Origin of the sequence: Cupriavidus plantarum (genome assembly GCF_905397285.1) — a bacterium.
Classification (GTDB): Bacteria; Pseudomonadota; Gammaproteobacteria; order Burkholderiales; family Burkholderiaceae; genus Cupriavidus; species Cupriavidus plantarum.
Genome location: NZ_CAJPUX010000009.1, coordinates 46,937 through 70,965, shown reverse-complemented (window position 1 = coordinate 70,965; position 24,029 = coordinate 46,937). Strand labels below are relative to the sequence as shown.

Annotated in this window: 18 protein-coding genes; 2 read left to right on the top strand and 16 right to left on the bottom strand. The window is 65.3% G+C overall.

What is annotated here, in order from left to right:
- Positions 1–38: 38 nt before the first annotated feature.
- The 6 genes from KHP16_RS25475 to ugpB form a co-directional block, all read right to left on the bottom strand.
- Complete coding sequence (locus tag KHP16_RS25475) at positions 39–2,891, bottom strand: 2-oxoglutarate dehydrogenase E1 component (protein WP_109580763.1); 2,853 nt, start codon at positions 2,889–2,891, stop codon at positions 39–41.
- A 218-nt stretch (positions 2,892–3,109) separates the two neighbouring features.
- Complete coding sequence (ugpQ, locus tag KHP16_RS25470; RefSeq protein WP_211961386.1) at positions 3,110–3,865, bottom strand: glycerophosphodiester phosphodiesterase; 756 nt, start codon at positions 3,863–3,865, stop codon at positions 3,110–3,112.
- A complete protein-coding gene (locus KHP16_RS25465) occupies positions 3,862–4,983 on the bottom strand; it encodes a sn-glycerol-3-phosphate import ATP-binding protein UgpC (protein ID WP_211961385.1) in 1,122 nt (373 codons plus the stop codon). The genes ugpQ and KHP16_RS25465 overlap by 4 nt, the downstream gene beginning before the upstream one ends.
- A gap of 23 nt (positions 4,984–5,006) precedes the next feature.
- Positions 5,007–5,855 (bottom strand): sn-glycerol-3-phosphate ABC transporter permease UgpE, encoded by an 849-nt coding sequence (gene ugpE, locus KHP16_RS25460; protein WP_109580760.1) that lies wholly within the window; start codon positions 5,853–5,855, stop codon positions 5,007–5,009.
- A gap of 7 nt (positions 5,856–5,862) precedes the next feature.
- Entirely contained in the window at positions 5,863–6,744 is an 882-nt protein-coding gene (gene ugpA, locus KHP16_RS25455) for a sn-glycerol-3-phosphate ABC transporter permease UgpA (RefSeq protein ID WP_109580759.1), read from the bottom strand.
- 89 nt (positions 6,745–6,833) lie between these two features.
- The gene (ugpB, locus tag KHP16_RS25450; protein ID WP_109580758.1) at positions 6,834–8,144 is read right to left on the bottom strand and encodes a sn-glycerol-3-phosphate ABC transporter substrate-binding protein UgpB; all 1,311 of its coding nucleotides are present in this window, start codon (positions 8,142–8,144) and stop codon (positions 6,834–6,836) included.
- Between the two features lie 229 nt (positions 8,145–8,373).
- On the opposite strand from ugpB, the gene KHP16_RS25445 reads away from it, so the two are divergent.
- Positions 8,374–9,162 carry an HAD-IIB family hydrolase gene (locus KHP16_RS25445; protein WP_211961384.1) on the top strand — a complete coding sequence of 263 codons (789 nt, stop codon included), beginning with the start codon at positions 8,374–8,376 and terminating at the stop codon, positions 9,160–9,162.
- Between the two features lie 27 nt (positions 9,163–9,189).
- Here KHP16_RS25445 and ntrC read toward each other — a convergent pair whose 3' ends face one another.
- From ntrC to KHP16_RS25425, 4 genes are all read right to left on the bottom strand, one after another.
- The gene (ntrC, locus tag KHP16_RS25440; RefSeq protein WP_115952485.1) at positions 9,190–10,737 is read right to left on the bottom strand and encodes a nitrogen regulation protein NR(I); all 1,548 of its coding nucleotides are present in this window, start codon (positions 10,735–10,737) and stop codon (positions 9,190–9,192) included.
- 121 nt (positions 10,738–10,858) lie between these two features.
- Positions 10,859–12,022: a nitrogen regulation protein NR(II) gene (gene glnL, locus KHP16_RS25435; RefSeq protein ID WP_109580755.1), complete on the bottom strand. Its 1,164-nt coding sequence runs from the start codon at positions 12,020–12,022 to the stop codon at positions 10,859–10,861.
- 4 nt (positions 12,023–12,026) lie between these two features.
- The gene (locus KHP16_RS25430) at positions 12,027–12,479 is read right to left on the bottom strand and encodes a DUF4124 domain-containing protein (protein WP_218891866.1); all 453 of its coding nucleotides are present in this window, start codon (positions 12,477–12,479) and stop codon (positions 12,027–12,029) included.
- Positions 12,480–12,726: 247 nt separating this feature from the next.
- Positions 12,727–14,142 carry a 3-hydroxylaminophenol mutase gene (locus KHP16_RS25425; protein ID WP_109580754.1) on the bottom strand — a complete coding sequence of 472 codons (1,416 nt, stop codon included), beginning with the start codon at positions 14,140–14,142 and terminating at the stop codon, positions 12,727–12,729.
- A 429-nt stretch (positions 14,143–14,571) separates the two neighbouring features.
- Between KHP16_RS25425 and KHP16_RS25420 the strand changes: the two genes are divergently transcribed.
- A complete protein-coding gene (locus tag KHP16_RS25420; protein WP_211961383.1) occupies positions 14,572–15,036 on the top strand; it encodes a rhodanese-like domain-containing protein in 465 nt (154 codons plus the stop codon).
- A 22-nt stretch (positions 15,037–15,058) separates the two neighbouring features.
- On the opposite strand, the gene KHP16_RS25415 is transcribed toward KHP16_RS25420, so the two are convergent.
- The 6 genes from KHP16_RS25415 to hrpA form a co-directional block, all read right to left on the bottom strand.
- Positions 15,059–15,862: a competence/damage-inducible protein A gene (locus KHP16_RS25415; RefSeq protein ID WP_109580752.1), complete on the bottom strand. Its 804-nt coding sequence runs from the start codon at positions 15,860–15,862 to the stop codon at positions 15,059–15,061.
- 13 nt (positions 15,863–15,875) lie between these two features.
- The gene (locus KHP16_RS25410) at positions 15,876–16,751 is read right to left on the bottom strand and encodes an EI24 domain-containing protein (protein ID WP_109580751.1); all 876 of its coding nucleotides are present in this window, start codon (positions 16,749–16,751) and stop codon (positions 15,876–15,878) included.
- 51 nt (positions 16,752–16,802) lie between these two features.
- Positions 16,803–17,798: a sterol desaturase family protein gene (locus KHP16_RS25405; RefSeq protein ID WP_109580750.1), complete on the bottom strand. Its 996-nt coding sequence runs from the start codon at positions 17,796–17,798 to the stop codon at positions 16,803–16,805.
- Positions 17,798–18,631 carry a polysaccharide deacetylase family protein gene (locus KHP16_RS25400; RefSeq protein WP_211961382.1) on the bottom strand — a complete coding sequence of 278 codons (834 nt, stop codon included), beginning with the start codon at positions 18,629–18,631 and terminating at the stop codon, positions 17,798–17,800. Before KHP16_RS25400 ends, KHP16_RS25405 begins: the two co-directional genes overlap by 1 nt.
- Before the next feature lie 38 nt (positions 18,632–18,669).
- The gene (locus tag KHP16_RS25395) at positions 18,670–19,632 is read right to left on the bottom strand and encodes a YVTN family beta-propeller repeat protein (protein WP_109580749.1); all 963 of its coding nucleotides are present in this window, start codon (positions 19,630–19,632) and stop codon (positions 18,670–18,672) included.
- Positions 19,633–19,767: 135 nt separating this feature from the next.
- The gene (hrpA, locus tag KHP16_RS25390; RefSeq protein WP_415926789.1) at positions 19,768–24,015 is read right to left on the bottom strand and encodes an ATP-dependent RNA helicase HrpA; all 4,248 of its coding nucleotides are present in this window, start codon (positions 24,013–24,015) and stop codon (positions 19,768–19,770) included.
- Positions 24,016–24,029 lie beyond the last annotated feature (14 nt).

The window sequence follows — 24,029 nt, the reverse complement described above, 5'->3', positions numbered from 1 at the left end:
GCGGCGCTTCCTGCGCCGCCGCGAGCCGCCGTCGCGGATTACTTGGTCAGAACAAAGCCCTTGAGCTTGGAGAAGGCGGCTTCCAGCAGTGCCTTCTGTTGCTCGTTGTGCTTTGCGTAGTAGCCCACCGCCGGCGATGCCGACGCGGGACGACCCGCATAACCGAGCTTCTGGCCTTCCGTCATGTTTTCCATGATGTAGTGCTGCACGAAGAACCAGGCACCCTGGTTCTGCGGCTCGTCCTGGCACCACAGGATTTCGGTCGCGCCGGAGTACTTCTTGAGTTCGGCGGCAACGGCCTTGTGCGGGAACGGGTACAGCTGTTCCAGACGGATGATCGCCGTGTCGGTGGCGCCGCGTTCCTTGCGGGTGGCGACCAGGTCGTAGTAGACCTTGCCCGAGCACATGATCACGCGCTTGACCTTGCTGGCGTTGAGTTCTTCGTGATCGGGGATGACCGTCTCGAAGTGACCCTTGGCCAGGTCGGACAGCGGCGACACCGCGTCCTTGTTACGCAGCAGCGACTTCGGCGTCATGATCACCAGCGGCTTGCGGAACAGACGGATCATCTGGCGGCGCAGCAGGTGGAAGATCTGGGCCGGCGTGGTCGGCTGGCAGACCTGCATGTTGTGGTCCGCGCAAAGCTGCAGGAAACGCTCGATACGGGCCGAGCTGTGTTCCGGACCCTGGCCTTCGTAGCCGTGCGGCAGCATCAGCGTCAGACCCGAGGCACGGCCCCACTTCACTTCGCCCGACGAGATGAACTGGTCGATCACGACCTGCGCGCCGTTGACGAAGTCGCCGAACTGGGCTTCCCAGATCACGAGGGCGTTCGGTTCGGCGGTCGAGTAGCCGTACTCGAAACCGAGCACCGCTTCTTCCGACAGCACCGAGTCGATCACCGTGAACGGCGCCTGGTTGTCCGACACGTTCTGCAGCGGCACGTAGCTGCCCGCATCCCAACGCTCGCGCGCCTGGTCGTGCAGCACGGCGTGACGGTGCGTGAAGGTGCCGCGGCCCGCGTCCTGGCCCGTGATACGGACCGGGTAGCCCGATGCCACCAGCGAGGCGAAGGCCAGGTGTTCACCCATGCCCCAGTCCAGCGGCTGGTCGCCACGGCCCATGTTCGCGCGGTCCTTGACCACCTTTTCCACCAGCGGGTGGAGCTTCAGGTGCTCGGGCACCGTGGTGATGCGCTCGGCCAGACGCTTCAGCTCCGTCACGGGAACGGCGGTGTCGGCGGTGTCCGTCCACTTGCGGTTCAGGAACGGCATCCAGTCCACGGCGAACTTGTTCTTGAAGTTCGACAGGACGGGGTCGGCCGTGTGCTTGCCCGCATCCATCGCGGCACGGTATTCCTTCACCTTCTCGTCGCCGAAGTCGGCCGGCACGAGGTTCTGCGCGGCCAGCTTGTCGGCGTACAGCTTGCGCGTGCCGGGGTGCTGGCCAATCTTCTTGTACATCAGCGGCTGCGTGACGGCCGGGGTGTCCTGCTCGTTGTGACCCAGCTTGCGGAAGCAGATGATGTCGACGACGACGTCCTTCTTGAACTCCATGCGGAAGTCCACGGCGAGCTGCATCGCGTACACGACGGCTTCCGGATCGTCACCGTTCACGTGCAGCACCGGCGCTTCGATCATCTTGACCACGTCCGTGCAATACAGCGTCGAGCGCGCATCGCGCGGGTCCGACGTCGTGAAGCCGATCTGGTTGTTGATCACGATGTGCATCGTGCCGCCCGTGCCGTAGCCGCGGGTCTGCGCGAGGTTCAGCGTTTCCATCACGACGCCCTGGCCCGCGAAGGCCGCGTCGCCGTGCACCTGCACCGGCAGCACTTCCTTGTGGCCGGCTTCGCCGCGGCGTTCCTGACGCGCCTTCGACGAACCCTCGACCACCGGGTTCACGATTTCCAGGTGCGACGGGTTGAACGCGAGCGACAGGTGAACGGGGCCGCCTTCGGTCGAGACGTCGCTCGAGAAGCCCTTGTGGTACTTGACGTCGCCGGCAGGCAGGTCGTCAACGTGCTTGCCTTCGAATTCGGCGAACAGGTCGGCGGGCATCTTGCCCAGCGTGTTGACCAGCACGTTCAGACGGCCGCGGTGGGCCATGCCGATCACGATTTCCTGCACGCCCTTCTTGCCGGAGTGCTGGATCATCTCGTCCATCGCCGCGATGAAGCTCTCGCCGCCTTCGAGCGAGAAGCGCTTCTGGCCGACGTACTTCGTATGGAGGAAGCGCTCGAGGCCCTCGGCCGCGGTCAGGCGGTCCAGGATCTGCTTCTTCTTTTCCAGCGTGAACACCGGCTTGGAACGCGTCGTTTCCAGGCGCTCCTGCCACCAGCGCTTCTGCGCCTGGTCGCTCACGTACATGAACTCGGCGCCGATCGTGCCGCAGTACGTTTCCTTCAGGTTGTTGAGCAGCTCGCGCAGGCTCATCGACTCCTTGCCGAAGTACGTGTTGCTGGCATTGAAGACGATGTCGAGATCGGCTTCGGAGAAGCCGTAGAAGGCGGGGTCCAGGTCCGGCAGAGGCGGACGTTCCTGGCGCTTGAGCGGATCGAGGTCCGCCCAGTAGGTACCGATGTTGCGGTAAGCGGCGATCAGCTGGGTGGCAGCGACGCGCTTGCGACCCATATCGGAGTCGGCGGAGGCAACGATGGTTTTGATCGGGCCCTGCTTGGCGCGCTCGGCGAACGAAGCGACGATCGGGGCGTGGGGGATGTCACGGGCGTTCGAACCGTCCACTGCGGGGACGTTCTGCATCGCGTCGAAGTACGCGCGCCAGTTGTCGGGGACCGAACTCGGATTCTGGAGGTAGGCCTCGTACAGCTCTTCCACATAAGGGGCGTTGCCGCCGAAGAGGTACGAATTGCTCTGATACTGCTGCATCATGGGGCGCTCACTATTCTCCGGGTACCCCGGAGTTAAGCGGGTTCATCAACCTTCCGCGACACGGCTTGACCGGTTAGCGGATTGCAAACAACTGTACAAGTTGTGCGGGAAGGACCTAAGTCTTCACTCGCGCAAGAATAGCACGTTCTCCTACATACAGTACGTACTTTTCGTTATGCAAAATTGCAACGGAAGATACGTACTGTCGTTTCCTGTCCTCACACGGGAGAAATTTGGTCCACCGCGTCGGTAATCAAGGTGTCCAGCCCCCAGCCGAACAGCTCGGCGGCGCGCGCGGGGTCGTTGACCGTATAGCAGAGGACCTTGTACCCGGCCGCATGCGCCTGCTGGATGACGGCAGCATCGAGCTCGCCGTGGTGGGCGTCCAGCCCCACGCAGCCCAACCGCGCCAGCCGGTCCAGCCAGTCCGCGGGCAGTTTCTTGACCAGCAGCGCGCGTGGCAGATCCGGGGCAGCCTCCCGCGCGGCGTCGAGCGCCGCCTCGGAGAACGAGGATAGCAACGGCGGCACCGCGGCGCCCTCCCACAGCGACAGCGCGTCGAGCGCGACGGCCGCCCCGGTCCGGTACTCGTTGCCGGGCACGGGCTTGATCTCGATATTGACCAGCAGATCGTTGGCGCGCGTGTAGCGGGCGATGGCCGCCAGCGTCGGCACGGGCTCGCCCGCGTAGGCGGGGCTGTGCCAGCTGCCGGCGTCCAGCGCGGCGATTTCGCCGAGCGTCAGCGCATCCACGCGGCCGTGGCCGGAGGTCGTGCGGTCCAGCGTGGCGTCGTGCAGGAGCACGGGCTTGCCGTCGCCGGAGAGCTTGACGTCGAACTCGAACATCCGGTAGCCAAACGACGCGCCGTGGCGGAACGCGGCCAGCGTGTTTTCCGGCGCGAGCTTGCCCGCGCCGCGGTGGGCGACGTGGCGCGGGTACGGCCAGTTCGCGAAGTCGACGCGGGCGGCGCTCATGCGAGGGCCTCGATGCGCTTGCCCGACGCGATGTCGAAGAAGTGCAGATGCTCGGCCGAGGCCGTGATCGGCAGCTTGTCGCCCGCGCGCACCGGCATGTGGCTATCCAGGCGCACGACGATGGGCTGGCCGCCCAGGGAGCCATAAGCGAACGAATCCGCGCCGAGCGCTTCCACGACACGCACGTCCACTTGCGCAATCGCCTCGTGCGCGGCGCACGGCTCGATATGCTCGGGACGCAGGCCCATCAGCGCCTGCGCGGGCAGATGCAGACCCATCGGCAGGTGGCCCAGCGTGGCGGTATCCTCGCCCGCGCCCTCCTTCGGCGTCACGCGCATCTGCGCCTCGCCGCCGTTGGTGCCGGCGCCCGAGCCATTGCGCGTGACGGGAATCAGGTTCATCGGCGGCGAGCCGATAAAGCCCGCGACGAACGTGCTGGCCGGCCTGGCATACACCTCGAGCGGCGTGCCGATCTGCTCGACACGGCCGCCGCTCAGCACCATCATGCGGTCGGCCAGCGTCATGGCCTCCACCTGATCGTGCGTCACGTACAGGCTCGTCGTGCCGAGGCGGCGATGCAGATCCTTCAGTTCCAGACGCATCTGCACGCGCAGCTTGGCGTCGAGGTTCGAGAGCGGTTCGTCGAACAGGAACACGGCGGGCTCGCGCACGATCGCCCGGCCCATGGCCACGCGCTGACGCTGGCCGCCGGACAGCTGGCGCGGTTTGCGTTCGAGCAGCGGCGCGAGCTCCAGAATGCCGGCGGCGTGCTTCACGCGCTGGTCGATCTCGGCCTGGCTCATCTTGCGGATGCGCAGGCCGTAGGCCATGTTCTCGTACACGCTCATGTGCGGGTACAGCGCGTAGTTCTGGAACACCATCGCGATATCGCGCTCGGCCGGCTCCAGTTCGTTGACAACCTTGCTGCCGATGTGGATCTCGCCACCGGTCACGGTTTCGAGGCCGGCGACCATGCGCAGCAGCGTGGACTTGCCGCAGCCGGAAGGACCGACGATCACGATGAATTCGCCGTCGGCGATCTCCATGTCGATGCCATGCACGACCTGCGTGCCGCCGGGATACGTTTTCTGAACGTTACGAAGGGACAGACTTGCCATGAGTGATTTCCTGCCGCGTATTTTTATTTCTCGGTTTCCACGAGACCCTTGACGAACCAGCGCTGCATCAGCAGCACCACGAGTGCCGGCGGCACCATGGCCAGCATCACGGTCGCCATCACGAGATTCCAGTCGGTTGCCGCATCGCCCGAACGCGAGATCATCTGCGTGACGCCCACCACCACCGGCGTCATCGACTTCTGCGTGGTGATCAGCAGCGGCCACAGGTATTGGTTCCAGCCATAGATGAACTGGATGACGAACAATGCCGCGATGCTCGTGCGCGACAGCGGCAGTACCACGTCCCAGAAGAAACGCAGCGGGCCCGCGCCGTCGATGCGCGCGGCCTCTGCCAGCTCGTCCGGAATGGTCAGGAAGAACTGGCGGAACAGGAAGGTCGCGGTCGCCGAGGCGATGATCGGGATCGTCAGGCCGAAGTAGCTGTCGAGCATGCCGAGGTCCGACACGACCTTGTAGGTCGGCAGGATCCGCACTTCCACCGGCAGCATCAGCGTGATGAAGATGAGCCAGAAAAACAGCTTGCGCATCGGAAAGCGGAAATACACGATCGCGAATGCCGAGATGATCGAGATCGCGATCTTGCCGAGCGCGATGCCGAGCGCCATGATCAGGCTGTTCTTCATCATCGTCGTCACCGGCGAGGCGGACTCGCCCACGCCGGAGAACAGCACCGTACGATAGTTGTCGAAGAAGTGGCCGCCGGGCAGCAGCGTCATCGGTGCATCCAGCACCTGCTCCGGCGTGAGCGTCGATGCGACGAACGTCACGTACACCGGGAATGCGACCACCGCGATGCCGAGGATCAGCACCACGTGGGTCAGGATATCGAGAATGGGTCGTCTTTCTACCATGGCGGCCTCAATACTGAACCTTGCGCTCGACGTAGCGGAACTGCACCACCGTCAGCGCGATCACGATCACCATCAGCACCACCGACTGCGCGGCGGAGCCACCGATGTCCATGCCGCGGAACCCGTCGTGGAACACCTTGTACACGAGCGTGTTCGTCGAGTTGAACGGACCGCCGTGCGTCACCGCGTCGATGATCGCGAACGTGTCGAAGAATGCGTACACGACGTTGATCACGAGCAGGAAGAACGTCGTCGGCGACAGCAGCGGGAAGATGATCGACCAGAACCGCTTCCACGGACCGGCGCCGTCAATCGCGGCCGCCTCGATCAGCGAGCGCGGAATGCTCTGCAGCCCCGCCAGGAAGAACAGGAAGTTGTAGCTCACCTGCTTCCACGCGGCGGCCAGCACGACGAGCAGCAGCGCCTGATGGCCGTCGAGCAGGAAGTTCCAGTTCACGCCCATCGCGCGCAGCCCGTACGAGACGATGCCCAGCGTCGGGTTGAACATGAACATCCACAGCACGCCGGCGACGGCGGGGGCCACCGCGTACGGCCAGATGAGCAGCGTCTTGTACGCCGTGGCGCCGCGCAGCACGCGGTCGGCGAAGTACGCGAGCAGCAGCGCGGTGGACAGGCCCACCAGCGTCACGCCGATCGCGAACACGGCGGTGATCTCGAACGACTCGATATAGAGCGGGTCGTTCCAGAGCACCATGAAGTTGTCGAGCCCGACGAACTCCAGGTTGATGCCGAAGGCATCCTGCTGCAGCATCGACTGATACAGCGCCTGGCCGGCGGGGAGGAAGAAGAAGATCAACGTGATGGCGATCTGCGGCAACACCAGCAGATACGGCAACCACGGCGAGCGGAAAACGACGCGTTTTTCCATCGGGAGTCTGAATCTGAAACCGAAACGATCAGGGCGAATCGGGCCGCACGAGGCGGCCCGACCGTTACAGCGGGACTACGGAAGGATCGTCATTCCTTGACGGTCTTCTGGAAGCGCTCCAGCAGTTCGTTGCCGCGCTTGACGGCGTTGTCCAGTGCGGCCTGCGGTTCCTTCTTGCCGGCCCACACCGATTCGAGCTCCTCGTCCACCACCGTGCGGATCTGCACGAGGTTGCCGAGGCGCACGCCGCGCGACTTGTCGGTGGTCTTCACGACCATCTGCTGCACGGACACGTCGGCGCCCGGGTTCTTGTCATAGAAACCCGACTTCTTGGTCAGTTCGTACGCGGCCATCGTCACCGGCAGGTAGCCGGTGGCCTGGTGCCATTCGGACTGGACTTCCGGACGCGACAGGTACGTGAAGAACTTGGCCACGCCCTTGTACTCCTCCGGCTTCTTGCCGCCCATCACCCACAGCGACGCGCCGCCGATGATCGTGTTCTGCGGGGCGCCCTGCACGTCCGGGTAGTACGGCAGCGTCGACACGCCGAACTGGAACTTCGCGTTACGGCGGATGTTGGCCAGCGAGGCCGACGAACCCGTGAACATCGCGCACTCGCCGTTATAGAACTTGGCCTGCGACTCCGCCTTGCGGCCGCCGTAGCTGAAGTAACCCTTCTTGACCATGTCCTGCAGGTTCGAGATGTGCTTCACGTGCAGCGGGCTGTTGAACGCCAGGCGTGCATCGGTACCGCCAAAACCGTTGTTCTTGGTCGCATACAACGTGTTGTGCCACGCCGAGAACGACTCGAGGTGGACCCAGCCCTGCCAGTCGGTCGTGTACGCGCAGTTCTGGCCCGAAGCCTTCAGCTTGGCCGAGAACTGCATGACTTCCGGCCACGTCTTGGGCGGGTGATCGAGGCCGGCCTTCTTGAAGGCGTCCTTGTTGTAGTAGAACACCGTCGTCGAGCTGTTGAACGGGAACGACAGCATCTCGCCCTTCGACGAGGTGTAGTAGCCGGCGACCGCCGGGATGTAGGCCGACTGGTCGAACTTCTCGCCGGCGTCCTTCATGACCGTCGACACCGGCTTGATCGCGCCCTTGGCGCTCATCATCGTGGCGGTGCCCACTTCGAACACCTGCAGGATCGCCGGCGCGCTGCCGGCGCGGAACGCGGCGATCCCCGCGGCCATCGTCTCGTCGTAGTTGCCCTTGTTGACGGGAACGACCTTGTACTCGGACTGGCTGGCGTTGAACTTGTTGGCGATGTCGTTGACTTTTTCGTTCAGCGCACCTTCCATGGCGTGCCACCACTGGATCTCGGTAGCGGCATGGGCGGTGCCGGCCACGGCCATTGCGGCGACGGCGGCGAACTTCAGAATATTGCGCGGTAAGGACATCTGCGACTCTCCTAAGGCTGTCATCAATCGGCGAAAAGCGACTGAATCTAGGCATTTTTTATGTCAGCGGGATGTTACGCCGGTCCCAACGGTCAGGAAACGGGGCAAACCCGGTTTATGACGGAAATATTGCAGCTTTTTTACGACACAGCACGCTTGACGGCGGATGAAACCGGGCGCGCCATGGCCGGATGGTTTGCATACGATGGTTTGCGTACAATGCGCGGCCATGCAACCTATCGCCTCCCTGTCTGTTGCGGCGCTGCGCCGCGTTCGTGGTGTGCTGACCGATATCGACGGCACGCTGACCACCGATGGCGCCCTGCCCGCCGCCACCTATGCCGCGCTCGACCGATTGAAGCGGGCTGGCCTCCATGTCATTCCCGTGACTGGACGTTGCATCGCATGGGCCGAAATCCTGACCCGGCTCTGGCCCGTGGACGCCATCATCGGCGAGAACGGCGCGTTTTATTGCCATCTGCGCGAAGGCAAGCTCGTGACGCGATACCTGGACGATGCGGAGACCCGGGCGCGCAACCTCGCGCGCATTCGGACGCTCGGCGACGAGATCGTGCGGGCGGTGCCGGGGTGCGCGCTGGCTTCCGATCAGGCCTGGCACGCGGCGGACCTGGCTGTGGACCATGCGGAGGACGTGCCGAAGCTGCCGGCCGACGCGGTGGCCCGCATCGCGGCGATGATGACCGAGGCGGGCATGACGGCCACCGTGAGCTCGATCCACGTGAACGGCTGGTTCGGCGCGCACGACAAGCTGTCGATGAGCCGGCTATGTGTCCGGGAACTGCTGGGCGGGGATATCGATGCCGATCGCGGCGAGTGGCTGTTTATCGGCGACTCGGCCAACGACGCGGCGATGTTCGGACACTTCCCGTTGTCGGTGGGGGTGGCGAACGTACAGGAGATTCTGCCCCTGCTGCCTGCGGCCCCGGCTTACGTGACGGAAGCCGCTTGCGGGGAGGGATTTGCGGAGATGGCGGCGTTGTTGCTGGCGGCGCGCTAGTTTCACCAGCATCGCCGCCAGCATCGATCAGTCGAAGCCCAGTTCCTGCAGCTTGCGCGTAATCGTATTGCGCCCGATGCCGAGCCGCGTCGCCGCTTCCACGCGGCGGCCGCGGGTCACGCCGAGGGCGGCTTCGAGTACCGATTTTTCGAAGCGGCGCGTGAGCGCGTCCATCACGTCGGGCTGGCCGGCCTCGAGCATCGACTTGGCTTCCGCGGCGAGCAGGGTTTCCCAGCTGGCCGATACCGCCGTCGCCGATGAAGGCACCACGAGGCCGGGCATGACGTTGACGGGGCGCGTGGCCACCATCGTGTCGCCGTCGCCCGACAGCCCCATCGCGTAGTCGCCGCTCTCGATCGCCTCGTACTCGCCGCCACCGGACGGCATCGGCGCGCGCGCCGGCATGCCGCCTTCGGGCATCCCGCCACCGATCATCTCGCGCGGCAGGTCCTTGACCTCGATGGTCTGCGCGGGCGCCATCACGGTCAGCCAGTTGCAGAGGTTCTCGAGCTGACGCACGTTGCCGGGGAACGGCAGCGTGCTGACATACCCCAGCGCTTCGTCCGACATGCGCTTCGGCTCCACGCCGAGTTCCTTGGCGCTCTTCTGCAGGAAATGCCGCGCCAGCAGCGTGATGTCCTCCGGCCGCTCGCGCAGCGGCGGCAGCCGCAGGCGAATCACGTTCAGGCGGTGGAACAAGTCCTCGCGGAACAGCCCTTCCTTGACGCGCGTCTCCAGGTTCTGGTGGGTGGCCGCGATCACGCGCACGTTGGCGCGCAACGGGTTGTGACCGCCGACGCGATAGAAGTTGCCGTCCGACAGCACCCGCAGCAACCGGGTCTGCAGGTCGAACGGCATATCGCCGATTTCATCGAGGAACAGCGTGCCGCCCTCGGCCTGCTCGAAGCGCCCGCGGCGCATGGTCTGCGCGCCCGTGAACGCGCCGCGCTCGTGGCCGAACAGTTCGGACTCGAGCAGATCCTTCGGAATCGCCGCGGTGTTCAGCGCAATGAACGGACCGCTCGCCCGCGGACTATGCTTGTGCAGCGCGCGCGCGACGAGCTCCTTGCCGGTGCCCGACTCGCCGGTGATCATCACCGTCACGTTCGATTGCGACAGACGCCCGATGGCGCGGAACACGTCCTGCATCGCCGGCGCCTGCCCGAGGATCTCGGGCGCATCGACGAGGCGGTCGTCCATCTCTTCCTCGCGCAGGCTCTCTTCGAGCGCGCGGCGAATCAGCTCGACGGCCTTGTCGACGTCGAACGGCTTCGCGAGATATTCGAACGCGCCGCCCTGAAACGCGGCCACCGCGCTATCGAGGTCGGAGTACGCGGTCATCACGATCACGGGCAGGCCGGGATGGCGCGCCTTGATCGCCTGCAGCAGGTCGAGGCCGGAGCCGCCCGGCATGCGGATATCGGAGATGAGGACCTGCGGCTCGTCGTCCTCCAGCGCCGCGAGCACGTCGCGCACGTTGGTAAAACTGCGGGAGAGCAGGCTTTCACGGGCAAGGGCCTTTTCCAGGACCCAGCGGATTGATTGATCGTCGTCGACTATCCAGATCGGCTTCATGTGCGTCGCTTGTCTGCTCGGTGTCATGTGGTCTCCCGTCATCCCGCTGTTGGCGGGCTCCTGCTGGTGGGCCCCTCTTGTTGGACCAACCTCGCCCGCACGACACGCCAGGCAAGGGCGACTAGTGGAGCGGCAGCAGAATACGGAAGTCGGTAAAGCCCGGCCGGCTCTCGCATTCGATCAAGCCCTCGTGCTGCTGCACGAAGGTTTGAGCGAGTGTGAGACCGAGTCCGCTGCCGCCATCCCGTCCCGATACCAGCGGATAGAAGATGCGTTCGCGTATGTCCTCGGGGATGCCCGGGCCGTTGTCTGTCACATGCAAGTCCAATGCCAGCTTGTACAAACGCTTGGCAATCGTGACCTGGCGCGCGACGCGCGTCCGCAATACGATCTCCGCATCGCCGCGCGCGATACGCTCGTGCAGCGCCTGGGCCGCGTTGTGGACGATGTTGAGAACGGCCTGGATCAACTGCTCCATGTCGCCACGCAACTCGGGCAGGCTCGCGTCGTAGTCGCGCACGATGTCGAGCCCATTCGGAAACTCGGCCAGCACCACGGACCGCACGCGCTCGAGCACCTCGTGGATATTGAGCTCCGAGACGATATGCGGATGCCGATGGGGCTCCAGCAGCCGGTCGACGAGCGTCTGCAGACGATCCGACTCCTTGATGATCACCTGCGTGTACTCGCGCAGCGAGCGTTCCGGCAGCTCGAATTCGAGCAGCTGCGCGGCACCGCGGATCCCGCCCAGCGGATTCTTGATCTCGTGCGCGAGATTGCGGATCAGTTCCTTGTTCGCCGACGTCAGATCGATCAGCCGCTCTTCGCGGTCGCTCCTGAGCTTCTGCTCGTTGTGCATGAGCTCGACCAGCACCGTGGACGGATGGCCCTCGATCGCGCCGATCACCACGTGCGCGTGCAACGGCTCCTGCAACGGCGGCCGCAGCAGCAGGTCCTGGCGGCGCACATCGACCTGGCGCGCGGTCACGCTCTCGATCATGCTGCGCACTTCCTCGGACTCCCCGAACAGGTCGGGCAGCGTGAGCTCGACTATGGCGCGTCGCGACATCGCGAACGCGGCCTCCGACGCCGGATTGGCGTACACCACATGCAGGCCCGGGCCGCGCACGAGCAGCACCGGATTCGCGATGATGTCGAGGCCGGGATGGAAGGTCACGTCGCCCAGCGGCACGACGTTCGTCGCCGGATCCTGTGCGGCGGGATCGTTCTTGGCGCGGTCGGCCCCTGTGACTTTCCGAGAAACACCGCGAATCAGGCGACGCATGAGATCAGTCCTTCAGGTTGGATAGCTCGCGGCGCAACGATGCGAGGTTCGCCTCGCTGCGCGCGATGTCGTCGCGCAGCGCCGCTGTGCGATCGAGATATTTCTGATAGTTGCGCTCGTTGCCCTGACGCTCCGGCTCGCCGTTGTTGTATTCGGCGCGCAGGGCCGCCAGCTTGGCCTCTTCGCTCTGCAACTCCTGCTCCAGCACGCCGCGGCGCTCGCCGTCGCGGCTCTTCTGCAAGGCACCGTCCACGCGCGGGAACGACGTCGGCGAAGCCGCGGTACCCGTGCCGCGACTGGACTGCGGACGCGCGCCGCCGGGCACCGTGACCACCTCGGGCAGCGTCAGCTTCTTGCAGTTTTTCCCGGCGTTGCCGTTGCGGTATTCGGGCACACCGTTGGGGCCCGCGCACACATACACGTCGGAAGACTGCGCGGACGCGGGCGAGTTCCACATCGTCAGCGCCGCCACCAGGGCGAGCCCCAGAATGGGGATTGCAACACGAAGTTGGTGCGTCACCGCCCGCGCTCGCGGCGCCCCGCGCCGTTGCGCGATGTCGTCGCCAGCGGCATCCCAGTTTGTGTTCATGGACATTGACCCTGTTGTTATGGAAAGAGCCCCATTCTAGCGAGCATCCCGCGCTTCCAAACAAAAAGGGACAGCCGAAGCCGCCCCTTTCTGGTGCTACTGTTGTGAAATCGCTTTACAGCGAGTAGTACATGTCGAATTCGATCGGGTGCGTCGTCATGCGGAAACGCGTGACTTCTTCCATCTTGAGTTCGATGTAGGCGTCCAGCATCGAGTTCGAGAACACACCACCGCGGGTCAGGAACTCACGGTCGTTGTCGAGGTGCTCCAGAGCCTGGTCCAGGCTTGCGCACACGGTCGGGATCTTTGCATCCTCTTCCGGCGGCAGGTCGTACAGGTTCTTGTCGGCGGCTTCGCCCGGGTGGATCTTGTTCTGCACGCCGTCCAGGCCAGCCATCAGCAGTGCCGAGAAGCCGAGGTACGGGTTGCACAGCGGATCCGGGAAGCGCGTTTCGATACGGCGGCCCTTCGGGTTCGCGACGTAGGGAATACGGATCGAGGCCGAACGGTTGCGGGCCGAGTAGGCCAGCTTCACCGGCGCTTCGAAGCCCGGCACCAGACGCTTGTACGAGTTGGTACCCGGGTTCGTGATCGCGTTCAGCGCGCGTGCGTGCTTGATGATGCCGCCGATGTAGTACAGCGCGAATTCCGACAGACCGGCGTAGCCGTTGCCCGCGAACAGGTTCTGGCCGTCCTTCCACACGGACTGGTGAACGTGCATGCCCGAACCGTTGTCGCCAACGACCGGCTTCGGCATGAACGTGGCCGTCTTGCCGTAGGTGTGGGCGACGTTCTGGATCACGTACTTCTGCAGCTGCGTCCAGTCGGCGCGCTGCACCAGCGTGCTGAACTTCGTGCCGATTTCGTTCTGGCCCTGGCCAGCCACTTCGTGGTGGTGTACTTCAACGGGGATGCCCAGCGATTCGAGGATCAGGCACATTTCCGAACGCATGTCCTGGAACGTGTCGATCGGGGCAACCGGGAAGTAGCCGCCCTTCTTGCCCGGACGGTGACCGCTGTTGCCGTGCTCGAATTCCTTGCCGGCCGACCACGGGGCTTCTTCGGACTGGATCTTCACGAAGCAGCCTTGCATGTCGACGTTCCAGGTCACGCCGTCGAAGATGAAGAATTCGGGTTCCGGACCGAAGTAAGCGGCGTCGCCCAGGCCCGAGCTCTTCAGGTAGGCTTCCGCGCGGCGCGCGATCGAACGCGGGTCGCGGTCGTAGCCCTTGCCGTCGGACGGCTCGATCACGTCGCAGGTCAGCACCAGCGTCGGCTCTTCATAGAACGGATCGATGTGAGCGGTGTTCGAATCCGGCATCAGCAGCATGTCCGAAGCTTCGATACCCTTCCAGCCGGCGATGGACGAGCCGTCGAATGCATGACCGCTTTCGAACTTGTCTTCATCGAAATGCGACGTCGGCACCGAGACGTGCTGTTCCTTGCCTTTGGTATCCGTGAAACGGAAATCGACGAACTTGACGTCGTTTTCCTTCACGAGCTTCATTACATCTGCAACGCTTTGGGCCATGCCTATCTCCTGGAAATTCGGCTGAATCTGAGCAGCAATCTGGGAAAGCCATTCTCGGAACGGCTCCCTGGTGTCCGGGCCTGGGCCCTGCGGAAACCGCCCCAAAAGGGACGAGGAATGTTAGCAGAAAGCATGCCAACAAAAACCAACTTTGCACCTGCGCATCCCGAAAAATGTGCACCTGCGCGGCATCCCGCACCGCGACGCGCCATGCCGGATTGCATGCAATCCACAAAGTGCCGGAAGCGCGATGTCTGCACCGCCAGCCGGCGCGCCAGCCGCCTTCCCATCAAACACCAACATGGTGCACAACGCAACCAATCGCACTTATTTGGTGCCTTGGCACCGTAACGATGCATTCAGGGAAATCCGGCCGGCCGGAGCGCTAGAATAGCGCCGGTTCCTTTCATCCCGCATACGCGAACAACCATGACCACACGAGACGAACTCCTTCAGGCCGCGCAGGCTCGCCAGCAGCAGAACCAGCTCGCCTACTTCGGCGCCCTGACCCCCGAGGAATCCTACGCGCTGCTGCAGGCCGATTCGAAGGCCGTACTCGTCGACGTCCGGACGCAGGCGGAACTGGACTGGGTCGGCGGCGTGGACCTCCCGGACGAACAGTTCGCGCATGTCGAATGGTCCACGTATCCGGGCGGCACGCAGAATCCGGATTTCGTAGCGGAGCTGCGCGCGCGCGTGGGGGAAGACACGCCCGTGCTGTTCCTGTGCCGCAGCGCCGCGCGCTCGAAGCACGCCGCGCGCGTGGCCACGGAGGCCGGTTTCAAGTACGCGATGGACGTGCTGGAAGGATTCGAAGGCCCGCGCGACGACCAGCATCACCGCAAGACCGTGGAAGGCTGGTGCTTCCGTGGCCTGCCGTGGCACGGCGCCTGAGGGGTACGTCCCCCAGGCGTACTCAGCCCTGCTCGACGATCTCGAAGCCCATGGCGCGCACACCGTCGAGCAGCATCGCGTAGGCCGGGCCCACAAGCTCCTCGGGCCCCTTCACGCCGAGGTCGATATGGCGCCGCGCAAAGCGGTCGCCGCGGCTGACGTCGCCGACCGACGGCAGGCTGAACACGCGGATCCCCTCGAAGGCCGACTCTACCTGCTCCATGAGCGGCGTGAGCGTCGACTCCGGCGCCTCGAACACGTAGAACGCACGCGACTGCTCGCGCGCGAGGTGGAACAGGTGCGGATAGTAGTGGTCGAGCACCCACTCCATCATCGGCCATGCCATCACCGGAAAGCCCGGCATGAAATGGTGGTCCGCCACCGAGAACCCCGGAATGCGGTTGTAGCTGTTCGGGATGATCCGCGCGCCCGCCGGAAACTCGCCCATCTTGAACCGGTGCTGGTTCTCGGGCAGGTCGAGGTTGGCCTTGACCGGATCGCCGTTGGCGGTCTCGACGATCCGCTGCGCGATCAGCTCGCGCGCTTCCGGATGGAGTTCGAGCGGCACGCCAAGCGCCGCGGCCGCGCACTGGCGCGTGTGGTCGTCCGGCGTCGCGCCGATGCCACCCGTGCAGAACACGATGTCGCTGCCCGCCAGCGTGCGGCGCAGCGTGCTGGTGATGCGCACGCGGTCGTCCCCAATGTACTCCGCCCAGTCCAGCGCGATGCCGCGCGCGCCCAGCAGCTCGATGGCGCGGCGCATGTGCTTGTCCTCGCGCCGCCCCGACAGAATCTCGTCACCGATGACGATCAGGCCGAAACCCATGTTTGCCCCCGCTTCAGGATGGTTCAATGCGCCGGATATCGGACGGCGCAAGTTCGATGATGTCGCCGCCCGGCGGCGGCGGTGGCGCCGCGCTCATCCGCTCCGCGCGCAGTTGCGCCAGCGCGCGCAGGCAGAAGTGCCCGAACCACAATGCCGAGAAGATGAAGATCAGCACGTAGAGCCATAACGTCCCCACGAGCACGACCGGAAACAGGAAGATGATCATCGCCGACCAGACCCACAACAGCGTGGGCGCGGAACCCAGCAGGCCCACCGCGATGCCGATCATCAGCAACGATCCGCGATGGCGCTTCATCAGCGTCTTGCGCTCCTCGGCCGTCGCATGCTCGGCCAGCGCGTCATAGGTCATCACGCGATAAGTCAGCCAGCCCCACAACACCGGCGGAATCAGCGCGAAGAACGGCGGAATGAGCCACAGCGGCAGCGTGACGATGACCAGCAGCAGGAATACGAAGGTATTGCCGAACGATGCCACCACGCTGCCCAGCACGCTGCCGCCGTGCGACTTGGCGAGATCGGGATAGGCGCGCTCGAGATGCCGCACCACGGCCGGCACCGAGCACAGGCTGATGAACACGAGCATCGATGCAATGACGAGCGGCACGGCGATCGTCAGCACGAACAGCGGCGCGACCACCGAGCGCAGCGATTGCAGATTCATCCATTCGAGCGCGCCATAGATCCAGCTCGTGAACACCGAGCCTTCCAGCAGCATGCGCGTGGTGTTCATGATCGGCTCCCAGCCCCACCACAGCAGGCCGCCCCACAGCACCGTGGCCAGCACGAACGGCAGCACGGTCAGCATCAGCATGCGGGGATGGAACTGACTGACGAGGGCACGCCCGAAGGCGCGAAGGATATCGTTCATGAAGAAAGTCGATTGAATCCGATGCGCCAAGAGCCTAGCACAGCCCGCGCGTCAGCCGATACGCAACAGGCGCTTGACGCCGTACCACTGCTGCGCGAAGAAGCCGCGGCCATAGTCGCGGTTCTTGCCCGCCGGCGGGGGCATCTGATCGCGCACACCGGTGGGGTAATACTGGTCCGTGAACACGGCCGTGCCGAACAGCATGTCCCACCACGGGAACAGCACGCCGAAGTTGCAGCCCCCGAGGCGCATGGGCTTGCCGCGCCTGCCCGGCGTCTCGTGGCCCAGGCCCACGGCGTGATGCGTGCGATGGAACCGCGGCGAGACCAGCAGCCGCTCGCCGAGCGCGCCGAAGTGCACGCGCAGGTTCGCATGCTGCAGGCTTTGCAACAGCTGGGACAGCGCCACCAGCAGGATGTACTGCGAAGGCTCCACGCCCACCGCGAGCGCGATGACAGCGAACACGGTATCGCGCAGGATGTCGTCGAGCAGGTGGTTGCGGTTGTCGCTCCACAGCGTCATCTGCCGCTGGCTGTGGTGCAGCGCATGCAGGCTCCACCACCAGCGGTAGGTATGCGAGAAGCGGTGGTACCAATAGTCAACGAGGTCGAACAGGACGAGGTAGATCAGGAAGCTGACGATCGGCGACGACGTGACCGCCGGCCACCAGTCCTCGACGTTGATGCGCTGCCAGCCCAGCAGCCGCAGATGGCCTTCGATCAGGTCGCTAAGGGGGTCGAGCACGAAGAACATCGCGAGCCGGAACAGGCCGAGGCGATGGATCATCGTGTAGAGGATGTCCACGCGGACCGCGCGGCGGTCAGTCACCGGCTCCACGGGCCGCAGCTTTTCCAGCGGACCGAGGATCAGGATCATCACGACGATCTGCACGATGCCCGCGAGCAGCCATTCGGTGCCCGTGAACGCCTCCTCGGCATAGCCGCCGAATCCGAGGTCATAGACCACGGGCAGCACCACGTTCTGAAAGACGCTGCCCTCGATCTGGCCGATCCAGCCCGACATCCAGTTGGTGAACGCGTCCCACATCAGCGTGCGCCCTCCTTCTTCTGCTGTGCCTCGAACCACGCCTTGTACGCCGGATGCTCGCGCAGCGTCGCAAAGCAGAACCCCTTCTGCTCCAGCCCCGCGATCAGCGGCTCCAGTACCGCGGGCGCCCACGGATCCTTGCGCGACCAGATGCCGAGGTGCGCCATCGTGATGTCGCCATCGCGCAGGTCCCGCAGCGCGCGGGCCAGCAGCTTGTCGTTCGGAAATTTTTCCGACGACAGCTCGTCACCGAGAAAACCGGCCGACGCCCATGCCACGTGCCGGAAGCCGCATTGCTCGGCCCACTGCAGCGTCTGCGGCGACGTGCGGCCGCCCGGCGCGCGCCAGATCGGCGCCATCCGCTGGCCCGTCATCGCGTGCAAAGCCTGCGCGCTGCGGCGCAGTTCCGTGCAGAACGCTTCGGGCGTCATCGCCACGTCCTTGCCGCCGTCGGCACCGAACTGCGGGCGCATGATCACCTTGCCGTCGCGCACCGACCGGAAGTAGACATGATCGAACGTGTGCGTGCCGAATACATGTCCATCGGCCGCCAGCGACTTCCAGTATGGCGCCCACGACGGGTCGAGGGAACTGTCGTGATTGACGGTCGGCTCGTTGGCCAGGAAGAACGTCGCGCGGATATGGTGTTTGCGCAGCGTACGCGCGATCAGCTCGGCCTGGCTCATGCTGCCGGTGTCGAACGTCAGGTACAGCGTGCCCGCGCGGCATGCCGCGTCGGCGGCAGCGGCCTGTGCCGGCGCGGCCAGCACCATGGCCGCGACCGCCGCGGCGGATGCCATGGCCGCAGCCAGCCCCGTCAGGATCTTGCGCATGATGGCTCGCTCAGTGTCGGTCGGTCAGTGTCGGTCGGTCAGTAAAGCGGCGCGCGCGTGCGGAAATAGATGCCGTGCGGGGACTTGCCGACGCGGATCGTCTTCACCACCTTGCGCGTGGCCACGTCGACCAGCGCCACCGAGCGCGCCCAGCGGCACGACACCCACAGCGTCTTGCCGTCGGCGGTCAGCTCCATGTCGTCGGGGCCGGGCGGCAGGCCGGTGATGTCCCCCACCTTCGACAGCGTCTGCTGGTCGATGATGCTGATGGTGCCCGACACGCGATTGGTCAGGAACAGATGGCGGCGGTCGCCCACGGCGCGGAAGTTGTGCGCGCCCTTGCCCGTCTGGATCTGCTTGACCACCGTGCGCGTGTGCCAGTCGATCACCGCCACATAGTCCGCTCCCGTCATGCCGACGAGCAGGTACTTCTGGTCCGGCGTCACCCAGACGCCCGCGGGCGCGGAACCGGCTTCCATGACCCACATGACCGTCAGCGTGGTCAGGTCGATCGCGGCCACCTGATTGGAGTCCTGCAGCGTGACGAACGCGATCTTGCTGTCGGACGTGAACGCGATATGGCTCGGCGTGCGGCCGAGCGGGAACTGTTTGGCGATCTTGAGCGCATGACCGTCCCAGCGGTACACGTCCACGCGATCGAGCCGGTTGCCCGTGGCGACGAACCATTTCTGGTCCGGGGAGAAGCCGATCTGGTACGGGTCGTCGATGTTGGGCACGCGCTGCTGCACCTTGCCCGTGACGGGATCGACGAACACGAGATCGTTGCCGACCGCATTGGCCACGATCAGCGACTTGTCGTCGGGCGTGGCAATCAGATGGTGAGGTTCCTTGCCGACCGGAAAGGTCTCCAGCACCTTTTGCGTGTCCTTGTCGACCAGCGTGACGGTCGCATCACCCGAATTGAGGACCACGACGACTTCCGCCCGCGCGGGCGCGGCCAGAACCAAACCCATGGCCACCGCGGCGACAGCGCCAGCCATTCCACGACTCAGGTGAGCCACACGACGCATTCCGACGAGCATAAGACCGTTCACTGATGACGAATCGCGCATTCTAACGTTTGAGCGCCACTTTACGCTGACGCTACATAATTTCTTACGATCACACGGGACCGGTCACCGTTGCATCGATTCCCAGACCTTCTGGAGACGTTTGACCGACATGGGCACAGGGGTTCGCAATTCCTGCGCGAAAAGTGCGACTCGCAGCTCCTCCAGCATCCACCGGAACTCGTCGAGCCGGGCATCGGCCGCGCCCCGGCCCTGCGTGCGCAGCTGCTTTTCGGCGCGCTGCCACTGCTGGATCAGCGGCGTCATCTCCTGCAGCCGCTGGGCGTCGCGCGGGGCATCGCCCTTGAGCTTGTCCACCCGCATCGCCATGCCCTTCAGGTAGCGCGGATAGTGCACGAGCTGCGTATAGGGCGTATCGGCGATGAACGACTTGTGCATCAATCGGCCGAGTTGCGCCTCCATGTCCTGATAGGTCGTGCCGTACGGCTTGGCCTGCAGCAGCTTGCGTGGCAGGCCCGCGTATTCCGCCAGGATGCTGCCGACCAGCCGCGCGATTTCCTGCGCGAGCAACGACAGCCGCGCGCGACCCTCGTCCTTGCGCGTGTTGAACTCGGCCTCGTTGCGCGGCAGCGGCGCCTGCAGGCACGCGCGGTCAAGCGCCACCTGCACGATCTGTTCGCGCAGTTGCTCCTGCGTGCCCAGCGTCATGTACTGCATCGCCATCTGCTGCAGGTTCGGCACGTTCTTCTCGATGAACTTCACCTGTTCGCGCAGCTGCAGCGCGAACAGCCGGCGCAGGCCCGCATGGTGCACGCGCGCGGCCTCCTGCGGATCGTCGAAGACCTCGACATCGCAATGATCGCCGCGATCGACAAGCGCGGGATAGCCGAACAGGGTCTGGTTGCCCTTGCGGATCTCGAGCAGTTCCGGCAGTTCACCGAAGGACCATGACGTGAGGTTCTCGTACTGGCCCGCCTCGGCGGCCGGCACGTCCCGCGCCGCGATGCTCTGGAACGACTGCTGCGCCTGCCCGCCGAGCTCCGCGCGCAGTTGCGCGAGATTGCGGCCCATGTCGAGCTGGCGCCCATGTTCGTCGATGACCTTGAAATTCATCGCATGGTGCGCGGGCAGCGTCTCAAGCTTGAAGTCCGCGCGCTTGATCATGGTCCCCGTCTGCTCGCGGATATCGGCGATCAGCACGTCGATCAGGTCGCCCTCGCCAAACGCATGGCGATCGACGAAGCCCGCCGCGTAGTCGGGCAGCGGCACGCAATGGCGGCGCAGCTTCTGCGGCAGGGACTTCAGCAGCAGATGCACCTTCTCCTTGATCATGCCGGGCACGAGCCAGTCCGCGCGCTCGGGGCGCACCTGGTTCAGCGCGTAAAGCGGCACGGTCAGGGTGACCCCGTCGCGATGGCTGCCGGGCTCGAAATGGTACGTGAGACCCATGTCGACGCCGGCGATCGTCATGGTCTTGGGGAACAGGTCCGTCGTGATGCCGGCCGCCTCGTGCCGCATCAGTTCGTCGCGATTGAGGTACAGCAGCTTGCCGCCCTTCACGGACTCGGATGTTTCCCGATACCACTTCTCGAACGACACCTGGTTGTAGATGTCGGCCGGAATCGCGCGATCGTAGAACGCGTAGATCAGTTCGTCATCGACGAGCACGTCCTGCCGGCGCGACTTGTGCTCGAGGTTCTCGATCTCCCGCACGAGGCGCTGGTTGTGCGCGAAGAACGGCAGTCGCGTCTCGAACTCCCCTTCCACCAGCGCACGGCGGATGAACAGCTCGCGTGCCTCCACGGGATTCATCGGCCCATAGTGGATGCGCCGGTGCTGGTAGACCACGAGTCCGTACAGCGTCGCGCGTTCGAGCGCGAGCACCTGCCCTGCCTTCTTTTCCCAGTGCGGATCGCTCCAGCTGATCTTCAGCAGATGCCGGCCGACCTGCTCCAGCCATTCGGGTTCGATGCGCGCGAGCGTGCGGGCGAACAGGCGGCTCGTCTCGACGAGTTCGGCCGCGATGATCCAGCGGCCCACCTTCTTCGCGATCAGGGAGCCCGGCCACAGATGGAACTTGATGCCGCGCGCGCCGAGGTACTCGCGTCCGCGCGAGTCGCGTCCTTTTTCGCCATCGTCGATCTTGCAGCCGATATTGCCGAGCAGGCCCGTCAGCAGAGCCTTGTGGACCTGTTCGTACGTCGGCTCGCTGTCGTTCAGGCGCCAGCCCTGCTCCGTAACCGTGGTCAGCAGTTGCGAATGGACGTCGCGCCATTCGCGCAGGCGCAGATGCGACAGGAAGTTGGCGCGGCACTGGTCCTGCAACTGCTTGTTGCTCTTCTTGTGCGCGACGGCGTCCTCGAACCACTTCCACAAGCGGACCCAGCCAAGAAACTCGGAAGGCAGGTCCGACTTGTCGTCGAAGAACCTGCGGTGCGCCTGGTCGGCGGCCTCCTGCGCCTCCTGCGGACGGTCTCGCGGGTCCTGCACGGACAGCGCGCTCGCGATGATGAGCACTTCGCGCAGGCAATGCTGCTCGCGCGCGGCGAGGATCATGCGCGCCACGCGCGGGTCGAGCGGCAACTTGGCCACCTGGCGGCCCATGGGCGTCAGCTGATTGGCATCGTCGACGGCGCCAAGCTCCTGAAGCAGCTGATAGCCGTCCGCGACCGCGCGGCCCAGCGGCGGCTCGATGAACGGAAACTGCTCGATGTCCGTGAGCCGCAGCGCCTTCATGCGCAGGATGACGGCCGCCAGCGACGAGCGCAGGATTTCCGGATCCGTGAAGCGCGGGCGGCTCGCGAAGTCGCTCTCCTCGTACAGGCGAATGCAGACGCCGTCCGCCACGCGGCCGCAGCGGCCCGCGCGCTGGTTGGCGGCGGCCTGCGAGACGGCTTCGATCTGGAGCTGCTCGACCTTGTTGCGGTACGAGTACCGCTTGACGCGCGCGAGGCCCGTGTCCACCACGTAGCGGATGCCGGGGACCGTCAGCGAGGTTTCCGCCACGTTCGTGGCCAGCACGATGCGGCGGGCGCCGGAGGGCTTGAAGACGCGCTCCTGCTCCTGCACGGAGAGCCTCGCGAATAGCGGCAGGATTTCCGTGTGCGGCGGATGGTGCTTGCGCAGCGCCTCGGCCGTTTCGCGGATTTCCCGTTCGCCGGGCAGAAACACGAGGACGTCGCCGGGGCCGAGGCGGCAGAGCTCGTCAACCGCGTCCACGATGCCGTCGTAGAGGTCGCGTTCCTTCGCCTGCGCGGACTTCGGCGAGGGCGTTGTTGCGGCATTGGCGGCGTTGGGCGCGACGTCTTCCCGGATCGGGCGGTAACGCACTTCCACCGGATACAGCCGGCCGCTCACTTCGATGACGGGAGCGGGCTTGCCGTTGTGCGCGAAATGCTCGGCGAACCGCTTTGCGTCGATCGTGGCCGACGTGATGATGATCTTCAGGTCCGGACGCCGGGGCAGGATCTGCCGCAGGTAGCCGATCAGGAAGTCGATGTTGAGGCTGCGTTCGTGCGCCTCGTCGATGATGATCGTGTCGTAGGCGCGCAGCAGCGGGTCGTTCTGCGTCTCGGCGAGCAGGATGCCGTCGGTCATCAGCTTGATCGACGCGCCGGGGGACATCGTGTCGTTGAAGCGCACCTGATAGCCAACATGCTCGCCAACGGGCGAACCGAGTTCCTGCGCGATGCGCTTGGCCGTGGACGTTGCCGCGATCCGCCGGGGCTGCGTGTGCCCGATCAGGCCACCGCTCCGGCCGGGCGGCTCGCCCGCGCGCAACGGGCCACGGCCGATCGACAGGCAGATCTTCGGCAACTGCGTCGTCTTGCCGGAACCGGTCTCACCGGCCACGATGACGACTTGATTGGCGCGCAACGCCGCCGCAATCTCATCCCGGCGCGCGGACACCGGCAACGCCTCGGGGAAGGTGATCGGCGGAAGAGGATTGGCCAACCGATGCGCCAACCGCGGCTCACGCGGCGGGCGTGCTTCGCGGCCGCCCTGCGCGTCGCGCGGCGGCTGACCGTCTCGCCGTGGACGCTGATCGCCTCCGCCCTGTCCACCGCGTGGCTGGCCCTCTCGCGCGGGAGGTGCTACGCGGCCGCTCTGCGCGTCGCGGGCGGATTGCCCCTCGCGGGGCTCACGCGGTGGGCGCGGTGGAAGCGGTGGGCGCGGTGGGCGTGCGGTGCCGGACGGCGGGCCTGCGGGGCGGTCGCCGGCGGCGGTATCGCGGGGGGGCGGACCGGCGGGACGGCCTTGCGCGGGCGGGCGCTGGGCGTTGGATGCGGGGGTAGGCGTGCCTGCCGGCTGCGATGGCTTGCCGGGTGGCTGGGCGGGACGTTGTGCTGACATTGCCGGGGATTATA

Excerpts from the sequence above, each read along its gene's own strand:
- KHP16_RS25425 (WP_109580754.1), bottom strand. The coding sequence starts at position 14,142 with ATGGCCCAAAGCGTTGCAGATGTAATGAAGCTCGTGAAGGAAAACGAC.
- ntrC (WP_115952485.1), bottom strand. The coding sequence starts at position 10,737 with ATGAAGCCGATCTGGATAGTCGACGACGATCAATCAATCCGCTGGGTC.
- ugpA (WP_109580759.1), bottom strand. The coding sequence starts at position 6,744 with ATGGAAAAACGCGTCGTTTTCCGCTCGCCGTGGTTGCCGTATCTGCTG.
- KHP16_RS25445 (WP_211961384.1), top strand. The coding sequence starts at position 8,374 with ATGCAACCTATCGCCTCCCTGTCTGTTGCGGCGCTGCGCCGCGTTCGT.
- hrpA (WP_415926789.1), bottom strand. The coding sequence starts at position 24,015 with ATGTCAGCACAACGTCCCGCCCAGCCACCCGGCAAGCCATCGCAGCCG.
- KHP16_RS25395 (WP_109580749.1), bottom strand. The coding sequence starts at position 19,632 with ATGGCTGGCGCTGTCGCCGCGGTGGCCATGGGTTTGGTTCTGGCCGCG.
- ugpE (WP_109580760.1), bottom strand. The coding sequence starts at position 5,855 with ATGGTAGAAAGACGACCCATTCTCGATATCCTGACCCACGTGGTGCTG.
- KHP16_RS25410 (WP_109580751.1), bottom strand. The coding sequence starts at position 16,751 with ATGAACGATATCCTTCGCGCCTTCGGGCGTGCCCTCGTCAGTCAGTTC.
- KHP16_RS25405 (WP_109580750.1), bottom strand. The coding sequence starts at position 17,798 with ATGTGGGACGCGTTCACCAACTGGATGTCGGGCTGGATCGGCCAGATC.
- KHP16_RS25415 (WP_109580752.1), bottom strand. The coding sequence starts at position 15,862 with ATGGGTTTCGGCCTGATCGTCATCGGTGACGAGATTCTGTCGGGGCGG.
- KHP16_RS25465 (WP_211961385.1), bottom strand. The coding sequence starts at position 4,983 with ATGGCAAGTCTGTCCCTTCGTAACGTTCAGAAAACGTATCCCGGCGGC.
- KHP16_RS25430 (WP_218891866.1), bottom strand. The coding sequence starts at position 12,479 with ATGTGGAACTCGCCCGCGTCCGCGCAGTCTTCCGACGTGTATGTGTGC.
- ugpB (WP_109580758.1), bottom strand. The coding sequence starts at position 8,144 with ATGTCCTTACCGCGCAATATTCTGAAGTTCGCCGCCGTCGCCGCAATG.
- KHP16_RS25475 (WP_109580763.1), bottom strand. The coding sequence starts at position 2,891 with ATGATGCAGCAGTATCAGAGCAATTCGTACCTCTTCGGCGGCAACGCC.
- KHP16_RS25400 (WP_211961382.1), bottom strand. The coding sequence starts at position 18,631 with ATGCGCAAGATCCTGACGGGGCTGGCTGCGGCCATGGCATCCGCCGCG.
- KHP16_RS25420 (WP_211961383.1), top strand. The coding sequence starts at position 14,572 with ATGACCACACGAGACGAACTCCTTCAGGCCGCGCAGGCTCGCCAGCAG.
- ugpQ (WP_211961386.1), bottom strand. The coding sequence starts at position 3,865 with ATGAGCGCCGCCCGCGTCGACTTCGCGAACTGGCCGTACCCGCGCCAC.
- glnL (WP_109580755.1), bottom strand. The coding sequence starts at position 12,022 with ATGCGTCGCCTGATTCGCGGTGTTTCTCGGAAAGTCACAGGGGCCGAC.